General features: G+C 51.7%; 13 protein-coding genes, 2 tRNA genes, 3 rRNA genes and 1 other annotated feature. Of the genes, 11 read left to right on the top strand and 7 right to left on the bottom strand.

The annotated features are described in order from the left end of the window. Nucleotides 1-58 precede the first annotated feature (58 nt). Both CRO19_RS13700 and tyrA read left to right on the top strand, forming a co-directional pair. Entirely contained in the window at nucleotides 59-1,138 is a 1,080-nt protein-coding gene (locus tag CRO19_RS13700) for a 3-deoxy-7-phosphoheptulonate synthase (protein WP_097096315.1), read from the top strand. Between the two features lie 6 nt (nucleotides 1,139-1,144). After that, complete coding sequence (gene tyrA / locus CRO19_RS13705; RefSeq protein ID WP_097096316.1) at nucleotides 1,145-2,266, top strand: bifunctional chorismate mutase/prephenate dehydrogenase; 1,122 nt, start codon at nucleotides 1,145-1,147, stop codon at nucleotides 2,264-2,266. Nucleotides 2,267-2,298: 32 nt separating this feature from the next. Here the strand turns inward: tyrA and pheA are convergent, their stop codons facing one another. The 4 genes from pheA to bamD all read right to left on the bottom strand — a co-directional run bounded on the left by pheA (nucleotide 2,299) and on the right by bamD (nucleotide 5,051). Next, nucleotides 2,299-3,462 (bottom strand): bifunctional chorismate mutase/prephenate dehydratase, encoded by a 1,164-nt coding sequence (gene pheA / locus CRO19_RS13710; protein ID WP_097096317.1) that lies wholly within the window; start codon nucleotides 3,460-3,462, stop codon nucleotides 2,299-2,301. A 22-nt stretch (nucleotides 3,463-3,484) separates the two neighbouring features. After that, nucleotides 3,485-3,609: a sequence feature (Phe leader region), on the bottom strand. Then, a complete protein-coding gene (gene pheL / locus CRO19_RS25770) occupies nucleotides 3,561-3,608 on the bottom strand; it encodes a pheA operon leader peptide PheL (protein WP_100703679.1) in 48 nt (15 codons plus the stop codon). It overlaps the preceding feature by 48 nt. A gap of 97 nt (nucleotides 3,610-3,706) precedes the next feature. Continuing rightward, nucleotides 3,707-4,033: a ribosome-associated translation inhibitor RaiA gene (gene raiA / locus CRO19_RS13715; RefSeq protein WP_097096318.1), complete on the bottom strand. Its 327-nt coding sequence runs from the start codon at nucleotides 4,031-4,033 to the stop codon at nucleotides 3,707-3,709. A gap of 277 nt (nucleotides 4,034-4,310) precedes the next feature. Continuing rightward, nucleotides 4,311-5,051 (bottom strand): outer membrane protein assembly factor BamD, encoded by a 741-nt coding sequence (bamD, locus tag CRO19_RS13720; protein WP_097096319.1) that lies wholly within the window; start codon nucleotides 5,049-5,051, stop codon nucleotides 4,311-4,313. A gap of 130 nt (nucleotides 5,052-5,181) precedes the next feature. Between bamD and rluD the strand changes: the two genes are divergently transcribed. From rluD to CRO19_RS13765, 9 genes are all read left to right on the top strand, one after another. Further along, a complete protein-coding gene (rluD, locus tag CRO19_RS13725) occupies nucleotides 5,182-6,162 on the top strand; it encodes a 23S rRNA pseudouridine(1911/1915/1917) synthase RluD (RefSeq protein WP_097096320.1) in 981 nt (326 codons plus the stop codon). Continuing rightward, nucleotides 6,159-6,887: a purine nucleoside phosphorylase YfiH gene (gene yfiH / locus CRO19_RS13730; protein ID WP_097096321.1), complete on the top strand. Its 729-nt coding sequence runs from the start codon at nucleotides 6,159-6,161 to the stop codon at nucleotides 6,885-6,887. Before rluD ends, yfiH begins: the two co-directional genes overlap by 4 nt. A 126-nt stretch (nucleotides 6,888-7,013) precedes the next feature. Then, on the top strand, nucleotides 7,014-9,587 hold the full coding sequence (gene clpB, locus CRO19_RS13735) for an ATP-dependent chaperone ClpB (protein WP_097096322.1): 2,574 nt from the start codon (nucleotides 7,014-7,016) through the stop codon (nucleotides 9,585-9,587). A 474-nt stretch (nucleotides 9,588-10,061) separates the two neighbouring features. Further along, nucleotides 10,062-11,602: ribosomal RNA gene (locus CRO19_RS13740) — 16S ribosomal RNA — on the top strand. A 73-nt stretch (nucleotides 11,603-11,675) separates the two neighbouring features. Further along, nucleotides 11,676-11,752 (top strand) — tRNA-Ile (locus tag CRO19_RS13745). A gap of 142 nt (nucleotides 11,753-11,894) precedes the next feature. Further along, nucleotides 11,895-11,970: transfer RNA gene (locus tag CRO19_RS13750), tRNA-Ala, on the top strand. Between the two features lie 200 nt (nucleotides 11,971-12,170). Then, a 23S ribosomal RNA gene (locus CRO19_RS13755) occupies nucleotides 12,171-15,077 on the top strand. A 102-nt stretch (nucleotides 15,078-15,179) separates the two neighbouring features. Next, a 5S ribosomal RNA gene (rrf, locus tag CRO19_RS13760) occupies nucleotides 15,180-15,295 on the top strand. The 16S, 23S and 5S rRNA genes sit together here with 2 tRNA genes alongside, the layout of an rRNA operon. Before the next feature lie 231 nt (nucleotides 15,296-15,526). Then, on the top strand, nucleotides 15,527-16,831 hold the full coding sequence (locus CRO19_RS13765) for an MFS family transporter (RefSeq protein ID WP_097096323.1): 1,305 nt from the start codon (nucleotides 15,527-15,529) through the stop codon (nucleotides 16,829-16,831). On the opposite strand, the gene CRO19_RS13770 is transcribed toward CRO19_RS13765, so the two are convergent. The 3 genes from CRO19_RS13770 to CRO19_RS13780 form a co-directional block, all read right to left on the bottom strand. After that, nucleotides 16,832-17,152 (bottom strand): YfiM family lipoprotein, encoded by a 321-nt coding sequence (locus CRO19_RS13770; RefSeq protein WP_097096324.1) that lies wholly within the window; start codon nucleotides 17,150-17,152, stop codon nucleotides 16,832-16,834. Nucleotides 17,153-17,155: 3 nt separating this feature from the next. After that, a complete protein-coding gene (gene pssA / locus CRO19_RS13775) occupies nucleotides 17,156-18,511 on the bottom strand; it encodes a CDP-diacylglycerol--serine O-phosphatidyltransferase (RefSeq protein WP_097096325.1) in 1,356 nt (451 codons plus the stop codon). Nucleotides 18,512-18,627: 116 nt separating this feature from the next. Continuing rightward, nucleotides 18,628-21,285 carry a bifunctional acetate--CoA ligase family protein/GNAT family N-acetyltransferase gene (locus tag CRO19_RS13780; RefSeq protein WP_097096326.1) on the bottom strand — a complete coding sequence of 886 codons (2,658 nt, stop codon included), beginning with the start codon at nucleotides 21,283-21,285 and terminating at the stop codon, nucleotides 18,628-18,630. Nucleotides 21,286-21,319: the final 34 nt, after the last annotated feature.

The raw sequence follows: 21,319 nt of genomic DNA on the forward strand, positions 1-21,319 counted from the left end.
AAGTCCCATCCTCAGTGAGGATCCCAAACCGCATAAACGAGTAAAAAGGATCGCAATCATGCAAAAAGACGCGCTGAACAATGTGCATATCGCCGACGAACAAATTTTAATTACCCCGCAAGAGCTGAAAGCTAAATTCCCGCTTACTGCGACGCAGGAAGCGCAAATTGCGTCTTCTCGCCAAACCATCGCCGACATTATTGCAGGCCGCGATCCGCGCCTGTTGGTGGTTTGTGGTCCTTGTTCGATTCACGATACCGAAGCCGCACTTGAATATGCCCGTCAGTTGCAATCTCTTTCTGCACAGTTGAAGGATCAGCTGTACATCGTTATGCGCGTGTATTTTGAAAAACCTCGAACCACCGTCGGCTGGAAGGGGTTAATCAACGATCCTTATATGAACAATTCGTTTGATATGGAAGCCGGGCTGCATATTGCGCGCCAGCTACTGGTTAATCTTGTTGAAATGGGTTTACCGTTGGCAACTGAGGCGCTGGATCCAAACAGCCCGCAATACTTAGGCGATCTATTTAGCTGGTCGGCGATTGGTGCGCGCACCACCGAATCACAAACCCACCGTGAGATGGCTTCAGGTCTTTCAATGCCGGTTGGCTTTAAAAATGGCACGGATGGCAGCCTTGGTACTGCCATCAATGCGATGCGTGCCGCCGCGATGCCACACCGTTTTGTCGGCATCAATCAGGCAGGACAGGTTTGTCTGCTGCAAACGCAGGGCAACCCGGATGGGCATGTCATTCTGCGCGGTGGGAAAGCACCAAACTATGGTCCTGAAGATGTCGCTCAGTGTGAAAAAGAGATGCTGAAAGCGGGACTGCGCCCAGCCTTAATGATAGATTGCAGCCATGGTAATTCTAACAAAGACTATCGCCGTCAGCCTGGCGTAGCCGAATCGGCTATCGCGCAGATTAAGGATGGAAACCGCTCCATCATTGGCCTGATGCTGGAAAGCAACATTCATGAAGGCAATCAGTCTTCTGAACAGCCTCGTAGCGAAATGAAATATGGCGTTTCCGTGACTGATGCTTGCATCGATTGGGAAACCACGGAAACCTTGCTGCGTGAAATCCATCAGGATCTGCAGGGAGTGCTGTCGGCGCGTCTGTCACACGAGGTGTAATGAGTCATGGTGGCTGAACTGACCGCGCTACGCGATCAAATTGATGAAGTCGATAAAGCACTGCTGGGTTTACTGGCAAAACGGCTGGAGCTGGTAGCCGAAGTCGGGGAAGTTAAAAGCCGCTACGGTTTGCCAATCTATGTTCCTGAGCGTGAAGCCAGCATGTTGGCTTCACGCCGTCAGGAAGCCGAAGCGCTCGGCGTATCACCGGACTTGATTGAAGATGTGCTGCGTCGTTTAATGCGCGAATCCTATGCGCATGAGAATGATAAAGGCTTCAAAACCCTTTGCCCAACATTGCGTCCAGTGGTGATCGTCGGTGGTCGTGGCCAGATGGGACGTTTGTTCGAAAAGATGCTCACGCTGTCTGGTTATCAGGTGCGTATTCTGGACAAAGGCGATTGGGATCGTTCAGACGCGTTGCTGCAAGATGCAGGCATGGTGATCATCAGTGTGCCTATCCATCTGACAGAGCAGATCATTGGTGAGTTACCGAAGTTGCCAGAAGACTGCATCCTGGTCGATCTGGCGTCGGTGAAGAACCGTCCGCTGCAGGCAATGCTTGCTGCGCACACCGGACCGGTGTTGGGACTGCACCCCATGTTCGGCCCAGACAGCGGGAGCCTGGCGAAGCAGGTTGTTGTCTGGTGTGATGGTCGTCAGCCGGAAGCGTATCAGTGGTTCCTGGAACAGATCCAAGTTTGGGGAGCGCGATTGCATCGCATTAGTGCGGTGGAGCATGACCAGAATATGGCATTTATTCAGGCGCTGCGTCACTTTGCGACTTTCGCTTACGGTCTGCATCTGGCAGAAGAGAACGTTAATCTCGATCAGCTGCTGGCGTTGTCCTCGCCAATCTATCGCCTTGAACTGGCTATGGTTGGACGTCTGTTCGCCCAGGACCCGCAGCTTTACGCGGACATCATCATGTCCTCGGAGAGCAATCTGGCGCTGATTAAGCGTTATTATCAGCGTTTTGGCGATGCGATAAAACTGCTCGAGCAGGGCGATAAGCAGGCGTTCATCGATAGCTTCGAACGTGTTGAGCATTGGTTTGGTGATTATGCTAAACGCTTCCTCGTAGAAAGCCGAAGTATGTTGCGATCGGCCAACGACAGCCGACAGTAAAATAAAAGGCATCCATAAGGATGCCTTTTTGCTTAGAGGCGTGGTTCGACGGGTACCACATTCTCGCCCGGATAACAGCCGAGCACTTTTAATGAACGGGTTAAACCACTTAACTCAGTTAACGCCAACTGCATACTTTCTGATTGCAGATTACCCTGCACATCAATGTAAAACATCTCTTCCCACGGATTGCCGTTGATGGGGCGATTCTCCAGCTTACTCATGATCAGACCATGGTTGCGCAGCACCATCAGTGCTTCAACTAATGCCCCCGCTTGCTGGCCCGTTGCCATGATCAATGTCGTTTTAGCGGGTACCTGACTGGAAACTTCGATCGCTTTACGCGCTAACACAATGAAGCGCGTGTGGTTCTGTTGCTGATTGGCTAGATTACGCTCTAACACCTGTAACCCATACAGTTCGCCACCGGCCTCACTACCCAATGCGGCAACCTTAGGTGAATTCATCGCTGCCACCTTTTCCATGGCAGCTGCCGTGCTTTCGGTATATTCAATTTTCCACTGCGGGAAGCGATTGATGAACTGGCTACACTGCTGGAACGGCTGAGGATGGCTGTAGACTGTTTCGATCTGCTGCAAATCAGTGCTGCCGCTAACCAGTACGCAATGCTCAATTGGAATGGTGAGCTCCCCCACAATTGATAGCGTGGTTTGTTGCAGTAAGTCGTAGACGTCATTGATCGAGCCAGAACTGGTGTTTTCAATAGGCATCACTGCATAGTCTGCCTGACCACTTTCAACCTGATGAATAATGTCGTGGAACTTTAGGCAGCCGAGCTCAACCATCGAATCAAAATGACGTGTGGCATATTTTCGTGCGGCAAGATGTGAGTAAGAGCCTTTCGGACCCAAAAATGCAATCCGCGGTGCGTGCGCATGCGGGTGGTTGAGATTCTTTTGCAGCAGGGCCTGCTGAGTTAGAACCGAATCTTCAATCACCAGCTGGAACAGACGGGTGATGTAATGCGCATCCAGCTGATGTTTTTTACCTAACGCTATCAGGTTTTCCAGCAGTGCACGCTCACGTTCAACATCGCGGATTGGGCGATGCGTAGCCAGTTTTGCTTGCGCCACTTCAACGGCCAGTGTGCGGCGCTCCGACAATAGCGTTAATAATTTTTCATCAACGGCGCTGATTTTATCGCGTAACGCCAGCAGCGGGTTTTCCGGATTCATAGGGCTCACCTGTAAAATGTCCAATAAAAAAGCCTCCCATTTGGGAGGCTTTGTTGTTCGTCTTCGCATTCATTTTCACATGACGAATCGCCTCCCAATCAGGGGAAGGTAAAAAAGAATGCGAAGAAGAACGGGAGATGTTTCATGCTTGTTTCCAACATTAAAGTGGTTTGAGAGTAACCGTACTGATTTAAGGCTGTCAATAAAAAACGCGCCCTAAGGCGCGTTACTGGAAAATGTGTAGTTATCCTGCAGGGATAAAATCTTTGACGCTGCTGTTAGCGCGACGAGCTTCAGGTTTATGTTGCGCTTTATTGAGTTGTCGCTCCAGCTTAGCAATCAGGTCATTGATGGCCGTATACATATCATCATGTTTCGCACTGGCAACCAGTGTTCCGTTAGGTGTGTTGATGGTGGCATCTGCCACAAATTCCTTCGGCTCTTTCGATAACACAATGTGAGGGTTTATCAGATGTGTTTGCCATTTTTCCAGCTTGGCGAGACGCTCTTCGACATGATTACGAATGGCCTCGGTGATTTCCATTTGTTTGCTGGTAATGTTCAGAATCATAGTTAAACCTCTCTGTCATTTTCCGTCTGGGTAGGACCAGCATACCGCGGAGATTAAGAAATTATGTGATATGGATCACATTGAAATGTCACATTTTGTCAATAAAGACGAATTGTGAGAAAGGCTGGGAAAGTAGCGGGAAATGCTTGATGGAGCAGCAGTAAGGGCGCACTATTGATGGGTTAACCGCAGCGATAAAGAACGTTTTCAACCGGCTTTCAGCTAAAGCAGACATAAAAAAAGCAGCCATACGGCTGCTTTTTTGTGGGCTTGAAAATCAGGACTGATTATTAGCCGCGATGATTTTTGCCACTTTATCAGCTTCAGTTGTTAACTGAAGTTGGCGGTAAGCATTTTCCATCAGCGGCAGCGCTTCGTGAGTTGCTGCAGTATCAGGATAATCCTTCATCATACTTTCAACGCGGTTAACAACAGCGACATAAGCACCACGCTTGGTATAGAATTGCGCCACCGAGAGTTCATACTTCGCCAAACGTTCTTTCAGGAACGCTAAACGTTTCTGCGCATCCGCAGCATATTGGCTGTTTGGATAACCGCGCAGTAACTGCGAGAAGTCACGGAAAGCATCACGAGCGTGCGTCGGATCGCGATCGGAACGATCGATACCGAAGAAGCCCTGCAGTGCAGAATCGTCCAGCGCCATATCCGTCAGACCTTTCATATAGATGACATAGTCAATATTCGGATGGGTTGGATTCAGACGCATAAAGCGAGAAATAGCGGCTTGCGCCAGTGGCAGATCGGCATTTTTGTAATACGCGTAGATCAAATCCAGCTGTACTTGCTGCGAATAAGGGCCAAACGGATAGCGGTTATCCAGTGCTTCCAGTTGCTTAATTGCCGCTTTAAAGTTACCGTCCTGCAGCTTTTGCTGGGCCGTGGCGTAAATCTCAGACGGCGGGCTGTCCGGCACGGGATCCGATGAGCCGGAACAACCCACAAGCGCCAGGCTTAGGCTCAGTGTGGCAGCAGCCACCAGATGTTTCATACGCGTCATGACGAAATGATTATCCTCAAAGTGTTATAGCAGAAGCTGTCCGTATAGCTCCCGGTTATGGCCAGGTACGATAGCACATTATATTAAACGGCATCGCCGTGAAAACCCAACGTTAACGAAGAAGCTGTATATGGCACAACAAGTTCAACTCACCGCAACGGTGTCCGAAGCACAACTTGGACAACGCTTAGATCAGACTTTGGCAGAATTGTTCCCTGATTATTCACGTTCTCGCATAAAAGAATGGATTCTTGAGCGCCGGGTCAGCGTTAATGGCACCATCATCGATAAACCAAAAGAAAAAGTTTTTGGCGGTGAGCATGTCTCGATCGATGCTGAGATCGAAGAAGAGCAACGCTGGGAAGCGCAAAACATCCCATTGAATATCGTCTACGAAGATGACGATATTCTGGTTATCAATAAACCTCGTGGCTTAGTGGTGCATCCAGGAGCCGGTAATCCGGATGGTACAGTGCTTAACGCGCTGCTTTACCATTACCCGCCGATTGCTGATGTTCCCCGTGCCGGTATTGTTCATCGTCTTGATAAAGACACAACCGGCCTGATGGTAGTCGCGAAAACCGTTCCTGCGCAAACTCACCTGGTTGAAACACTACAGCTGCGCGAAATTACCCGCGAATATGAAGCCGTAGCGATTGGTACCATGACGGCAGGCGGTACCGTGGATCAGCCAATGGCGCGCCACTCTACCAAACGTACGCACATGGCGGTGCATCCGATGGGAAAACCGGCTACTACGCACTATCGCATCATGGAGCATTTCCGTGCCCATACGCGTTTGCGTTTGCGCCTGGAAACCGGTCGTACGCACCAGATTCGTGTGCACATGGCGCATATCAATCATCCGCTGGTGGGCGATCCCCTTTACGGCGGTCGCCCTCGTCCGCCAAAAGGCGCATCTGAAGCTTTCATTACTACGCTGCGTGGTTTTGATCGTCAGGCGCTGCATGCCACGATGTTACGTCTCTATCACCCTATTACCGGTATTGAGATGGAGTGGCATGCGCCGTTGCCGCAGGATATGGTCGATCTGATTGATGCCCTAAAAGCCGATACGCACGAATTCCGCGATCAGATGGATTGGCTATGAGTGAGTGGATCATCCCGGACTGGCCTGCACCGCAGCGTGTTCGGGCATGTTCCACTACGCGTCACGGCGGTATTAGCGCTGCGCCATGGGATTCGCTGAATCTCGGTACGCACGTTGGTGATGTTGAGGCGCACGTAATGCATAATCGCCACTGCCTGGCTGAGCAGCTTGCCTTACCGGCAATGCCGCAATGGCTTGATCAAATTCATGGTCAGGATGTTGCGCGTTTGCCCGCCAGTGAGCGGCTACCCAGGGCGGATGCCGCAATCACGCGTGAAAGCGGGGTGGTTTGCGCCGTCATGACGGCAGATTGTTTGCCGGTGCTGTTTTGCAGCAAAGATGGCAGTGAAGTGGCTGCAGCACATGCTGGCTGGCGCGGGCTCTGCAATGGCGTGCTGGAACAGACGTTGTCACAGTTCCATTGTGCGACGAAGGACATTCATGCATGGCTTGGTCCAGCAATTGGTCCGCAGGCTTTTGAAGTGGGAGCGGAAGTCAAAACGGCGTTTATGGCTCACGATCCGCAAGCGCAAGAGGCTTTTCGCCCGGTTGGTAACAAATACTTTGCCGATATTTGGTTGCTGGCTCGCCAACGTTTACTGACCGCCGGGGTGCGTTCCATCAACGTTTCTACGCGTTGCACTTATCATGAGCGCGAGGATTTTTTCTCCTTCCGACGCGACGGAATCACTGGGCGTATGGCAACTTTGATTTGGCTGAGATAATCTTACGCCACAAGACGGTCCAGTTAGCGTATTTTTTGCTCACAACTCAGGTCATTAACCTTGAAAAATTTGAGGGATGACCTCATTTAATCTCCAGTAGCATTTTGACCTGTAATGGGAGGAATTATGCGTCTGGATCGTCTTACTAATAAATTTCAACTGGCACTTGCCGATGCACAGTCCCTTGCTCTGGGACAAGACAATCAATTCATAGAACCCCTTCATTTGATGAGCGCGTTGCTTAATCAGGAAGGCGGATCGGTACGTCCGCTGCTTAGCGCAGCAGGGGCCGATGTGGCTGGTTTACGTACCAGTATCGAACAAGCGATTAATCGACTACCGCAGGTGGAAGGTACTGATGGCGACGTGCAGCCATCCGCCGATTTAATTCGGGTATTGAACCTGTGCGACAAGCTGGCGCAAAAGCGCGGCGACAACTTTATTTCATCAGAACTCTTTATTTTGGCGGCCCTCGATTCTCGTGGCTCGCTGGCTGATATTTTAAAATCGGCTGGTGCGACAGCGGAAAAACTCTCTAAGGCCATTGACCAATTACGGGGAGGAGACAACGTGAACGATCAGGGTGCTGAAGATCAGCGTCAGGCTTTAAAAAAATACACAATCGACCTTACCGAGCGTGCTGAACTTGGCAAGCTCGACCCGGTAATTGGTCGTGACGAAGAAATCCGTCGCACTATTCAGGTGTTGCAGCGCCGTACTAAAAATAACCCGGTGCTGATTGGTGAACCTGGCGTTGGTAAAACGGCTATCGCCGAAGGATTAGCGCAGCGCATCATTAATGGCGAAGTTCCTGAAGGTCTGAAAGGTCGTCGCGTGCTGGCTTTGGATATGGGCGCGCTGGTGGCTGGTGCTAAATATCGCGGCGAATTTGAAGAGCGTCTGAAAGGCGTGCTTAGCGATCTGGCTAAACAGGAAGGCAACGTCATCCTGTTTATCGATGAACTGCATACCATGGTGGGTGCCGGTAAAGCTGACGGTGCAATGGATGCAGGCAACATGCTGAAACCAGCGTTGGCGCGCGGTGAACTGCATTGCGTTGGCGCCACTACGCTGAATGAGTATCGCCAGTTCATTGAGAAAGATGCGGCGCTGGAACGTCGTTTCCAAAAAGTGTTTGTTGCTGAGCCGAGTGTGGAAGATACCATCGCCATTTTACGCGGACTGAAAGAACGCTATGAGTTGCATCATCATGTGCAGATCACCGATCCCGCGATTGTGGCTGCGGCAACGTTGTCGCATCGTTATATCTCCGATCGTCAGCTGCCTGATAAGGCGATTGACCTGATTGATGAAGCGGCATCCAGTATTCGTCTGCAGATGGATTCGAAGCCAGAATCACTTGATCGTCTTGAGCGTCGCATCATCCAGTTAAAACTTGAGCAGCAAGCGCTGAAGAAAGAATCTGATGATGCCAGCGTGAAGCGTCTGGAAATGCTCGAAGCCGAACTCGACCAGAAAGAGCGAGAATACGCTGAGCTGGAAGAGGAATGGAAAGCGGAAAAGGCCTCCTTAACCGGTACGCAGAATATTAAAGCGGAGCTGGAACAGGCGCGTCTGACAATGGAGCAAGCGCGTCGCATGGGCGATCTTGGCCAGATGTCTGAGTTGCAATACGGCAAAATTCCGGAATTGGAAAAACAGTTAGCTATCGCTACGCAGTCTGAAGGCAAAACCATGAAGCTGTTACGCAATCGCGTAACAGATGTGGAGATCGCTGATGTGCTGGCGCGTTGGACCGGAATTCCAGTCGCACGCATGATGGAAGGCGAGCGAGAGAAGCTGCTGCGCATGGAGCAGGAGTTGCATGCTCGAGTGATTGGACAGAACGAAGCGGTGGAAGCGGTATCGAATGCCATCCGTCGTAGCCGCGCCGGCTTGTCGGATCCAAACCGTCCGATTGGTTCCTTCTTGTTCCTCGGACCAACCGGCGTCGGTAAAACCGAATTGTGTAAGGCGCTGGCCAACTTCCTGTTCGATAGCGATGACGCGATGGTGCGCATTGATATGTCTGAGTTTATGGAAAAACACTCGGTGTCACGCCTCGTGGGTGCTCCTCCGGGTTATGTTGGCTATGAAGAGGGCGGTTATCTGACAGAGGCGGTGCGTCGTCGCCCTTATTCGGTAATTCTGTTGGATGAGGTTGAGAAGGCGCATCCAGATGTATTCAACATCTTATTGCAGGTGTTGGATGATGGGCGTTTGACCGATGGTCAGGGGCGTACGGTCGATTTCCGTAACACCGTAGTGATCATGACCTCGAACCTTGGTTCCGATCTTATTCAGGAACGCTTTGGCGCGCTGGATTATGCGGAAATGAAAGAAGTGGTGATGACGGTTGTTGGACAGCATTTCCGTCCGGAGTTTATTAACCGTATCGATGACATGGTGGTGTTCCACCCACTGGGCGAAAAGCACATTGCTTCTATTGCACAGATTCAGCTGCAGCGCTTGTATCAGCGTCTTGAGGAGCGCGGTTACCAGCTGCACATCTCTGATGCGGCGCTCAAACTGCTTGGTGAAAATGGTTATGACCCGGTTTATGGTGCGCGTCCATTAAAGCGTGCTATCCAGCAGCAAATTGAAAACCCGCTGGCGCAGCAGATTCTTTCTGGTGCTTTAGTTCCGGGTAAAACCATTGAAATGGATGTTAAAGATGATGTGATTGTTGCGCATCAATAATCCATTCTGATTAAAACGGGCCTGCGGGCCCGTTTTTTATGCGCTTTACGCAAGAATTCGCTGCTTTTTGCAACGTATAGCCTGGAAAGTGAGCGGTCGCGCAAAAACTTCAAATTAGCACTTGTCAGTTGAAATGAACTGCCTATAATGCGCCACCACTGAGACGGCAAAGCGGCAACGCAGGCGGCTCAGCAGGGAGTGAAGAAATTCATCCCGCCGGATGAAAGCGCTGAAAAAAGTGTTTGACTCTGAAGAGGGAAAGCGTAATATACGCCACCTCGCGACAGGCGGTTAACCCGCTGTTCGCAACGCTCTTTAACAATTTATCAGACAATCTGTGTGGGCACTCGCAGGATTGATATCAGCGTCTCCGGACGCAAAAAAATATCAAGTCTCACGAGTGAACACATAATGAAATTCATTATGACGTTTTACAGATGAGCACCGCTTAACTTGTTTAAGCAAATCAAACTTAAATTGAAGAGTTTGATCATGGCTCAGATTGAACGCTGGCGGCAGGCCTAACACATGCAAGTCGGACGGTAGCACAGAGAGCTTGCTCTCGGGTGACGAGTGGCGGACGGGTGAGTAATGTCTGGGAAACTGCCCGATGGAGGGGGATAACTACTGGAAACGGTAGCTAATACCGCATAACGTCGCAAGACCAAAGTGGGGGACCTTCGGGCCTCACACCATCGGATGTGCCCAGATGGGATTAGCTAGTAGGTGGGGTAATGGCTCACCTAGGCGACGATCCCTAGCTGGTCTGAGAGGATGACCAGCCACACTGGAACTGAGACACGGTCCAGACTCCTACGGGAGGCAGCAGTGGGGAATATTGCACAATGGGCGCAAGCCTGATGCAGCCATGCCGCGTGTATGAAGAAGGCCTTCGGGTTGTAAAGTACTTTCAGCGGGGAGGAAGGCGGTGAGGTTAATAACCTCACCGATTGACGTTACCCGCAGAAGAAGCACCGGCTAACTCCGTGCCAGCAGCCGCGGTAATACGGAGGGTGCAAGCGTTAATCGGAATTACTGGGCGTAAAGCGCACGCAGGCGGTCTGTCAAGTCGGATGTGAAATCCCCGGGCTTAACCTGGGAACTGCATTCGAAACTGGCAGGCTAGAGTCTTGTAGAGGGGGGTAGAATTCCAGGTGTAGCGGTGAAATGCGTAGAGATCTGGAGGAATACCGGTGGCGAAGGCGGCCCCCTGGACAAAGACTGACGCTCAGGTGCGAAAGCGTGGGGAGCAAACAGGATTAGATACCCTGGTAGTCCACGCCGTAAACGATGTCGACTTGGAGGTTGTTCCCTTGAGGAGTGGCTTCCGGAGCTAACGCGTTAAGTCGACCGCCTGGGGAGTACGGCCGCAAGGTTAAAACTCAAATGAATTGACGGGGGCCCGCACAAGCGGTGGAGCATGTGGTTTAATTCGATGCAACGCGAAGAACCTTACCTACTCTTGACATCCAGCGAACTTAGCAGAGATGCTTTGGTGCCTTCGGGAACGCTGAGACAGGTGCTGCATGGCTGTCGTCAGCTCGTGTTGTGAAATGTTGGGTTAAGTCCCGCAACGAGCGCAACCCTTATCCTTTGTTGCCAGCGGGTAATGCCGGGAACTCAAAGGAGACTGCCAGTGATAAACTGGAGGAAGGTGGGGATGACGTCAAGTCATCATGGCCCTTACGAGTAGGGCTACACACGTGCTACAATGGCGCATACAAAGAGAAGCGACCTCGCGAGAGCAAGCGGACCTCATAAAGTGCGTCGTAGTCCGGATCGGAGTCTGCAACTCGACTCCGTGAAGTCGGAATCGCTAGTAATCGTAGATCAGAATGCTACGGTGAATACGTTCCCGGGCCTTGTACACACCGCCCGTCACACCATGGGAGTGGGTTGCAAAAGAAGTAGGTAGCTTAACCTTCGGGAGGGCGCTTACCACTTTGTGATTCATGACTGGGGTGAAGTCGTAACAAGGTAACCGTAGGGGAACCTGCGGTTGGATCACCTCCTTACCTGAAGATACCTTCCCGCGCAGTGCTCACACAGATTGTCTGATAAAAAGTAACGAGCAGAAAAAACCTCTACAGGCTTGTAGCTCAGGTGGTTAGAGCGCACCCCTGATAAGGGTGAGGTCGGTGGTTCAAGTCCACTCAGGCCTACCAAATTTCTTCTCATGCTGCGTTAAAGCGCCGCTCGTATAGTGAACTATACGTCGCGACACTTTGCCTTGCCTGAAAAGAAATTACCGTTTGTGAAAACGGGACTCCTGGTGAGTGGTAGTAGCGGTCTCTGCAGTAACTGTATGGGGCTATAGCTCAGCTGGGAGAGCGCCTGCCTTGCACGCAGGAGGTCAGCGGTTCGATCCCGCTTAGCTCCACCATTACAGTGACTCAAAACAATACTTCAGAGCAAACCGGAAACGGTGTGCTGCGAAGTATTATGCTCTTTAACAATCCGGAACAAGCTGAAAATTGAAACGACGTGTTGGTTCATTTCTCCGTAATAAGGAATGAATAACAACATGTTCGAGTCTCTCAATGCCTGCAGTCCCAAGCGTTGCAAAACGCCTGTGGGTTGTGAGGTTAAGCGACTAAGCGTACACGGTGGATGCCCTGGCAGTCAGAGGCGATGAAGGACGTGCTAATCTGCGTAAAGCGTCGGTAAGGTGATATGAACCGCTACAGCCGACGATGTCCGAATGGGGAAACCCGGTGCACCCAGTGCATCATCGCAACATGAATACATAGTGTTGCGAGGCGAACCCGGGGAACTGAAACATCTAAGTACCCGGAGGAAAAGAAATCAACCGAGATTCCCCCAGTAGCGGCGAGCGAACGGGGAGCAGCCCAGAACCTGAATCAGTTTGTGCATTAGTGGAAGCGTCTGGAAAGTCGCACGACACCGGGTGATAGTCCCGTACACGAAAGTGCACATTCTGTGAGTTCGAAGAGTAGGGCGGGACACGTGGTATCCTGTCTGAATATGGGGGGACCATCCTCCAAGGCTAAATACTCCTGACTGACCGATAGTGAACCAGTACCGTGAGGGAAAGGCGAAAAGAACCCCGGCGAGGGGAGTGAAACAGAACCTGAAACCGTGTACGTACAAGCAGTGGGAGCCTCATTTATGGGGTGACTGCGTACCTTTTGTATAATGGGTCAGCGACTTATATTCTGTAGCAAGGTTAACCGTATAGGGGAGCCGCAGGGAAACCGAGTCTTAACTGGGCGTTAAGTTGCAGGGTATAGACCCGAAACCCGGTGATCTAGCCATGGGCAGGTTGAAGGTTGGGTAACACTAACTGGAGGACCGAACCGACTAATGTTGAAAAATTAGCGGATGACTTGTGGCTGGGGGTGAAAGGCCAATCAAACCGGGAGATAGCTGGTTCTCCCCGAAAGCTATTTAGGTAGCGCCTCGTGAACTCATCTCCGGGGGTAGAGCACTGTTTCGGCTAGGGGGCCATCCCGGCTTACCAACCCGATGCAAACTGCGAATACCGGAGAATGTTATCACGGGAGACACACGGCGGGTGCTAACGTCCGTCGTGAAGAGGGAAACAACCCAGACCGCCAGCTAAGGTCCCAAAGTCATGGTTAAGTGGGAAACGATGTGGGAAGGCACAGACAGCCAGGATGTTGGCTTAGAAGCAGCCATCATTTAAAGAAAGCGTAATAGCTCACTGGTCGAGTCGGCCTGCGCGGAAGATGTAACGGGGCTAAACCATGCACCGAAGCTGCGGCAGCGACGCGTATGCGTTGTTGGGTAGGGGAGCGTTCTGTAAGCCGTTGAAGGTGGCCTGTGAGGGTTGCTGGAGGTATCAGAAGTGCGAATGCTGACATAAGTAACGATAAAGCGGGTGAAAAGCCCGCTCGCCGGAAGACCAAGGGTTCCTGTTCAACGTTAATCGGAGCAGGGTGAGTCGACCCCTAAGGCGAGGCTGAAAAGCGTAGTCGATGGGAAGCAGGTTAATATTCCTGCACTTGGTGTTACTGCGAAGGGGGGACGGAGAAGGCTAGGTTATCCGGGCGACGGTTGTCCCGGTTTAAGCGTGTAGGCTGACACCTTTGGTAAATCCGGGGTGTCTTAAGGCTGAGGCGTGACGACGAGCCACCACGGTGGTGAAGTAACTGATGCCCTGCTTCCAGGAAAAGCCTCTAAGCTCCAGGTAACACGAAATCGTACCCCAAACCGACACAGGTGGTCAGGTAGAGAATACCAAGGCGCTTGAGAGAACTCGGGTGAAGGAACTAGGCAAAATGGTGCCGTAACTTCGGGAGAAGGCACGCTGGCGCGTAGGTGAAGGGACTTGCTCCCGGAGCTGAAGCCAGTCGAAGATACCAGCTGGCTGCAACTGTTTATTAAAAACACAGCACTGTGCAAACACGAAAGTGGACGTATACGGTGTGACGCCTGCCCGGTGCCGGAAGGTTAATTGATGGGGTTATCCGCAAGGAGAAGCTCTTGATCGAAGCCCCGGTAAACGGCGGCCGTAACTATAACGGTCCTAAGGTAGCGAAATTCCTTGTCGGGTAAGTTCCGACCTGCACGAATGGCGTAATGATGGCCAGGCTGTCTCCACCCGAGACTCAGTGAAATTGAAATCGCTGTGAAGATGCAGTGTACCCGCGGCAAGACGGAAAGACCCCGTGAACCTTTACTATAGCTTGACACTGAACATTGAGCCTTGATGTGTAGGATAGGTGGGAGGCTTTGAAGCGTGGACGCCAGTCTGCGTGGAGCCAACCTTGAAATACCACCCTTTAATGTTTGATGTTCTAACGTAGGCCCGTAATCCGGGCTGCGGACAGTGTCTGGTGGGTAGTTTGACTGGGGCGGTCTCCTCCCAAAGAGTAACGGAGGAGCACGAAGGTTGGCTAATCCTGGTCGGACATCAGGAGGTTAGTGCAATGGCATAAGCCAGCTTGACTGCGAGAGTGACGGCTCGAGCAGGTGCGAAAGCAGGTCATAGTGATCCGGTGGTTCTGAATGGAAGGGCCATCGCTCAACGGATAAAAGGTACTCCGGGGATAACAGGCTGATACCGCCCAAGAGTTCATATCGACGGCGGTGTTTGGCACCTCGATGTCGGCTCATCACATCCTGGGGCTGAAGTAGGTCCCAAGGGTACGGCTGTTCGCCGTTTAAAGTGGTACGCGAGCTGGGTTTAGAACGTCGTGAGACAGTTCGGTCCCTATCTGCCGTGGGCGCTGGAGAATTGAGGGGGGTTGCTCCTAGTACGAGAGGACCGGAGTGAACGCACCACTGGTGTTCGGGTTGTCATGCCAATGGCACTGCCCGGTAGCTAAGTGCGGAAAAGATAAGTGCTGAAAGCATCTAAGCACGAAACTTGCCCCGAGATGAGTTCTCCCTGACTCCTTGAGAGTCCTGAAGGGACGTTGAAGACTACGACGTTGATAGGCCGGGTGTGTAAGCGCAGCGATGCGTTGAGCTAACCGGTACTAATGACCCGTGAGGCTTAACCTTACAACGCCAGAGGCGTTTTGGTGTGAGAGACCAGAGATTTTCAGCTTGTTTATGGATTGGTTTGCGGTGCCTGACAGGGCTTCGTGAACGAAACAGAATTTGCCTGGCGGCTTTAGCGCGGTGGTCCCACCTGACCCCATGCCGAACTCAGAAGTGAAACGCCGTAGCGCCGATGGTAGTGTGGGGTCTCCCCATGCGAGAGTAGGGAACTGCCAGGCATTAAATAAGTGAAAAAGCCCCGAACGGAAGTTCGGGGCTTTTTTACGTTTTTTTGCAAAGATGCAATGAAGCAGTACGCTGAATTCGCATGAAAAAGGCGTAAATTACATTCCAAAATTCCCCTCTTGTCACAATTTGTAATCCAGGATTACAGCCAATTCCCGCAAATAGCGAATAGATGCTTTACTCAATCCTTTGGCGTTAATTCTTCGCAAGGAAATGAGGTAAGTATGACAGACTCCCTACAACAAAAAGTGGCACAGCCGGAAACAGCAGCCGTCAGTAAACAACGCATCTGGGCGATCGTTGGCGCATCTTCGGGTAATTTAGTCGAATGGTTCGATTTCTACGTTTACTCCTTCTTCTCACTCTATTTTGCCCATATCTTCTTCCCAAGTGGCGATACCACAACGCAGCTACTGCAAACCGCAGGCGTTTTTGCCGCAGGATTTCTCATGAGGCCGATTGGCGGCTGGTTGTTTGGCTATATTGCCGACCGGCATGGACGAAAAACATCCATGTTGATCTCGGTATGCATGATGTGTTTGGGATCGTTAGTGATTGCCTGCCTACCGGGTTATGGCGAAATAGGATTAGCTGCACCCGTTATTTTGTTGTTGGCGCGTATGTTTCAGGGACTGTCTGTCGGTGGGGAATATGGCACCAGCGCGACTTATATGAGCGAAGTAGCACTTGAGGGGCGCAAAGGTTTCTATGCTTCGTTTCAATATGTGACGTTAATTGGTGGTCAATTACTGGCTGTACTGACCGTGGTCGTTTTACAGCAAATTCTAAGTGATGAAGCGTTGCGGAGTTGGGGCTGGCGCATCCCCTTCTTCCTGGGAGCGGCATTGGCTATTGTTGCTTTGTGGCTGCGTCGCTCTCTCAATGAAACTTCTGAGAAAAAAAACCGTGAACACTCTGATGCTGGCAGCATTATAGGGCTGCTGCGCAATCACTCTCGTGCTTTTATCATGGTACTGGGCTTTACCGCCGGCGGTTCGCTGAGTTTTTATACCTTCACTACATACATGCAAAAATACCTGGTAAATACTGCAGGCATGGATGCGCGCAGCGCCAGTGGGTTAATGACCGGTGCTTTATTGGTCTTTATGCTGATTCAACCGATTATTGGCGCACTGTCAGACAAAATCGGGCGTCGCGCCTCTATGATGATCTTCGGCGCTGGTGCAGCAATTTGTACTGTTCCCGTTCTCATGCTGTTGCAAAATGTGCAGAGCAGTTGGCTAGCATTTGCATTAATCATGCTGGCACTCATCATCACCAGTTTCTACACCGCGATCAGCGGCATTTTAAAAGCAGAAATGTTCCCACCAGAAGTGCGAGCGCTGGGTGTCGGACTGTCATATGCGGTTGCGAATGCGATATTTGGCGGTTCGGCGGAGTATGTGGCGTTACTGCTGAAGAGAGAAGGCATCGAAACCAGTTTCTTCTGGTATGTATCGGCAATGGGGGCATTGGCATTCCTGGTCTCGCTGATGCTTCACCGTAAAGGGAAGGGGATTGCGCTGTAATTACTGGCTAAGATTCCATAACGCAATACCGCTGGCAGCGCCAGCGACGTCCCAGCTTAGATCTTTCCAACTCCAGCCGCTCCCCGATGAGCGGCTGTCATACCACTCTTTACCGACACCAAAGCTAAGGGAAAATAGAAAGCCGAAGCGCAAATTTTGCCCGCGACCTTGATGTTGATGCTGAGAGATTTCACTGCCTGCTGCAGCCAGAGCGGCGGAAGAAAAGAAGTGTTCCGCTTTATCTTTGCCCGTCCAGTTATCCTGGGCCACATGCGCACATCCACTACACAGCAAAACTACGCAGAGGATGAGCGCACGCATCGGTTAAAGCAGACGGCTAATCAAACGGTCAATACGAATACGGCGCAGGCGGCGAATCAGTTTGCGTACCTTAGCCGGATAATCAGAGATGCTCTCCAGTTCGCGGAAATGCTGCACTACCGATGTGTGCTGGCGAATCAGCGCCAGTTCTTTTTCACGCTGCTCCGCTAATTCATTGAGAGGATCGTGAATTAACACCGCGTTTTCCAGGTCAAGTCGCCATGCACGCGGATTGAGGTTGTTGCCGGTAATCATCATCCATTCGTCATCAACCCAGATACCTTTTAGGTGATAACTGTTTTCACCATCTTTCCACAAGCGCACGGTCAGCTGGCCATTATTCACGTAATACTGGAGGCGGCTCAGGAAGCGACGTAGATTGATCTCATAAAGATAGGGTAACGCCCCAATAATCTTGAAGGGCTGTTCTGGCGGAATGTAGAAGTCATTAGCGGTTTTGTCACCGATGATAATCTCCACTTCTTTACCCTGACGCAGTAAATGAATCAGATTGCGCACCAGAATGGCTGGCAGGTTGAAATAAGGCGTGCATAGCGTCAGCTTATGCTCCGCGCACGGCATCAAATGGAAAATGGTTTTGTTCAGCAGGCTGCGTTTACCCAAGCCAACCAGCGGCGTTACGGTAAGTGATTCATTATCCGCATTGCCCGTGAACTGATAGTTAAAGCTGCGCAGCTCCTGGCGGAACTGACGTGTTTCATTCTTAATTTCAGGACTTGAAGGGCGCTCGCTTTGATCGAGGCGATTGACCGCCTCAGACTCTTTAAGATTCTCACAGATCCATGCATACATCGTATCGGTCAGCTGCGGATTGCGGATCAGCTGGTAACGATCATAACGATATTTATCATGCTGATGCAGATAGACATCGTTCAGGCTTGCGCCGCTATAAAGCAACGTATCATCAATGATAAAACCTTTCAGATGTAACACGCCAAGCGCTTCACGCGTGTTTACCGGAATACCGTAAACGGGAATCGCGATATCAGGATGCTGCGCAGCCATTTCACAATACCAATCGGCATTGGTTACACTACGCGCGGCACCTATGCGTCCACGCTGGGCACGATGCCAATCAACCAGAATGCAGACATCCAGCTCTGGTTTTGCCTGACGCGCCGCGTATAGCGCCTGCATGATTCCCCGGCCACCGTCATCATTTTCCAGATACAGCGCCGTAATGCAGATACGCTTTTCTGCCGCGGCAATTTTCGTCAGCAAGGTTTCACGAAACTCGGCAGGCGAATAAAGCGTGGTCAGATCCGACACGGATTGTGACAGTTTAGGCAGCTGTGCGAGGTGTTGTTGGTGTTTATTACGTTTAAATTTAGACAACATCACAGTGCACTTCTTCTTTGTTCATTGCATGGCCTTTTGCCATCAAATCATGATCCTAACGTTAAATAATACCATCAACCGGCCTGTTAAGGAGGATTTTTACCTTTCTCTACAGGTTAGCCGATGGCGTCGCTAAGCGGCAAATTCAGGCTAACAATGCCGTCATCCAGTTGAATATTCACACGAAAATTAAGTTTTCTCGCCAACGTAATCATGCCGGTATTGTGCGGCATGGTGATACCGTTCAATTGTTGCAGGCCATGATCGCGTGTATAGCGGATCATCTTTTCCAACAGACGCCGCCCCATGCCTAACCCTTTCAAATCGGAGCGGACCAAAACGGAGAACTCTGCGTCGATATTGTCAGCATCAGAAATGGCGCGCGTGACACCGATAATCTCGTCGGCGCCATTGTGCTGACGTACTGCAACAATCGCCATCTCACGGTCATAATCGATTTGCGTCATATTTGCCAAGTCTTCATGAGTGAACTCATTGATTTCGCTGAAGTAGCGATAGTAGAGATCTTCTTTGGTTACTTGAGCGATGAAGGCACGTAGCTGCGGCTCATCTTCTGGCAGAATGGGACGGAACAAACAATGTTGGCCATCTTTTAGCTGCACCTGCTCTTCCAGATGATGGGGATAAGGGCGGATCGCCAGGCGTGTTTCGTTATCGCCGCTAAAAGGCGCCAGCTGCAAAGTCACATCCAGAAGCGTGAATTCATTCGCCGATGCCAGCAGCGGATGAATATCCAGGCGTTGAATCTCGGGGCAATCGACTATCAGGTTTGAAACCTGCACTAACAGCTGGCTAAGCCCGGTGATATCCAACGGCCTCAGCGCGCTACGACTGCGCACCTTGCCACTCTTCATCGCTTGAATCACCAGATAGCGCGCCAGCGTCATATTCAGCGGTGGTAAAGCAACCGCGGCTTGTTTATCTGGCTGCCACTCTACGCCGCCTTCACCCAGCAGGATAATGGGGCCGAACAGCGGATCTTGCTCTACCACCACGCGCAATTCCTGCGCTCCAGCGCGATTCGCCATGCTCTGTACTAGCAGGCCATCAACGTGTGCTTGTGGATGGGTTTCGCGCACGCGATCGAAAATCGCTTCGGCCGCTTGTTCCACTTCCGCGGCGCTGCGCAGATACAACATGACACCTTGTACTTCAGACTTATGGGGAATATCTGGCGAACGCAGTTTCAGCGCGACCGGATAACCAATCTGTTCGGCGATTTTGCCAGCGGCAGCACTGTCACTGGCAATCCAGGTTGGCAAGGTAGCTAATCCATAAGCCTGCAACACCGGCTGCACTTCATGGGTATCAAGCGTGGTAATACCCTGATCCAGCGCCTGTTGAATCAGCTGATGCGCCTGCTTGCTGTTCTGGGTTAAACCGAGCGGCAGTGCGGGCGTCTCGCGCAGTTGCTTTTGGTTACGGCGATATTCCACCTGATGCATGAACGCGGTGATGGTTCCTTCCGGCGTACGCCAGGTGGGAATGCCAGCTTGCGTAAAGGCGCGCCGCGCAGCCTGTGAGGAGTATTCGCCGCACCAGTTAGTCAGTAGCGTGACCTGTTTGCCACGCGGATGTTTGGCAACCGCAGCGATAATCTGCTCGGCGGTTTCGCTGGAAGGCGATACGGCACTTGGCGCATGAATGATCATCAGCGCATCAAGTTCATGGCTATCCAGCAGCCGTTCAATGCAGGCCACATAACGTGCCGGTGTTGCATCATCTTTTAAGTCGAGCGGATTACCGCGACCGACACCTTCCGGCAGCAGCGCCGCCAGCGCCTGTAATGTCTCTTCATTCAGCGTCGCCAGCTTGCCGTTGCGCGCATACAGCTCATCGAGCGCCAGCGCAGCCGGTGCTGCGCCGTTGCTGAGAATCATCAGCCGATCGCCGCGTAATGGGCGCATATGGCTGAGCGACTCTACCGCCGTAAAGAGTTCGTGCGTATCCTGCACGCGTAGTAAACCAGCGCGTTGAATCGCCGCATCCCAGGCCGCATCCAATCCGCTACGGGTGCCGATCATTGCCTGCGCCTGATGGCTACGGCCACTTTTTATCACCAGAATGGGTTTATTGCGTGAGGCGCTGCGTGAGGCGGAAACAAAGCGGCGCGCGTCGCTCAGATGTTCGAGATAGAGCAAAATGGCGCTGGTTTTACCGTCGCGCGCGAGGAAATCTAACAGGTCATCGACGTCGATATCCAGGCTGTCACCCAGTGCGATAAACCACGAGAAACCGAGGTTTCGTTGCTGCGCCCAATCCAGGATGGTATTAGAGACCGCGGCCGATTGTGAAATAAAGGCAATACGTCCTTTTGCAATCGGCACCGGTGAGAAGCTAGCATTTAGCCCTTGCCATGGCGCCAGCAAACCTAAGCTATTCGGGCCGAGCAGGCGGATTTGCCATTGGCTGGCATAGGCTTTCAGTTCTTCCAATTGACTGGCCGGTGCTGAAAGAATAATGCACGCCTTGCAGCCTTTTTCACCCAACTGTTGCAGTAGTTCGAGATTACGTTTGGCGTGGGTGCAGATGATGGCGAGATCGGGCGCGAAGGGCAGGCTGGCGATATCAGGCCAGGCCAGCACGCCGCTCACTGCTTTATATTTCGGCGTCACGGGCAACACCGGACCACTAAACCCGCCGGCCAGCAGATTACGCATCATAAAGTAGCCGGCGCGCCCCGGGGTAATCGAGGCACCGACTACCGCAATTGATTTAGGTCGTAACAGCGCTTCCAGTCCGCGTTGGCTCATCATCCGCTCCTGCTATCAAGATTGGCATGATTGT

Source organism: Candidatus Pantoea floridensis (assembly GCF_900215435.1).
Taxonomy (GTDB): domain Bacteria; phylum Pseudomonadota; class Gammaproteobacteria; order Enterobacterales; family Enterobacteriaceae; genus Pantoea; species Pantoea floridensis.

Coding starts and splice junctions, on each gene's coding strand:
- CRO19_RS13700 (WP_097096315.1), top strand. CDS start 59: ATGCAAAAAGACGCGCTGAACAATGTGCATATCGCCGACGAACAAATT.
- tyrA (WP_097096316.1), top strand. CDS start 1,145: ATGGTGGCTGAACTGACCGCGCTACGCGATCAAATTGATGAAGTCGAT.
- pheA (WP_097096317.1), bottom strand. CDS start 3,462: ATGAATCCGGAAAACCCGCTGCTGGCGTTACGCGATAAAATCAGCGCC.
- raiA (WP_097096318.1), bottom strand. CDS start 4,033: ATGATTCTGAACATTACCAGCAAACAAATGGAAATCACCGAGGCCATT.
- bamD (WP_097096319.1), bottom strand. CDS start 5,051: ATGACGCGTATGAAACATCTGGTGGCTGCTGCCACACTGAGCCTAAGC.
- rluD (WP_097096320.1), top strand. CDS start 5,182: ATGGCACAACAAGTTCAACTCACCGCAACGGTGTCCGAAGCACAACTT.
- yfiH (WP_097096321.1), top strand. CDS start 6,159: ATGAGTGAGTGGATCATCCCGGACTGGCCTGCACCGCAGCGTGTTCGG.
- clpB (WP_097096322.1), top strand. CDS start 7,014: ATGCGTCTGGATCGTCTTACTAATAAATTTCAACTGGCACTTGCCGAT.
- CRO19_RS13765 (WP_097096323.1), top strand. CDS start 15,527: ATGACAGACTCCCTACAACAAAAAGTGGCACAGCCGGAAACAGCAGCC.
- CRO19_RS13770 (WP_097096324.1), bottom strand. CDS start 17,152: ATGCGTGCGCTCATCCTCTGCGTAGTTTTGCTGTGTAGTGGATGTGCG.
- pssA (WP_097096325.1), bottom strand. CDS start 18,511: ATGTTGTCTAAATTTAAACGTAATAAACACCAACAACACCTCGCACAG.
- CRO19_RS13780 (WP_097096326.1), bottom strand. CDS start 21,285: ATGAGCCAACGCGGACTGGAAGCGCTGTTACGACCTAAATCAATTGCG.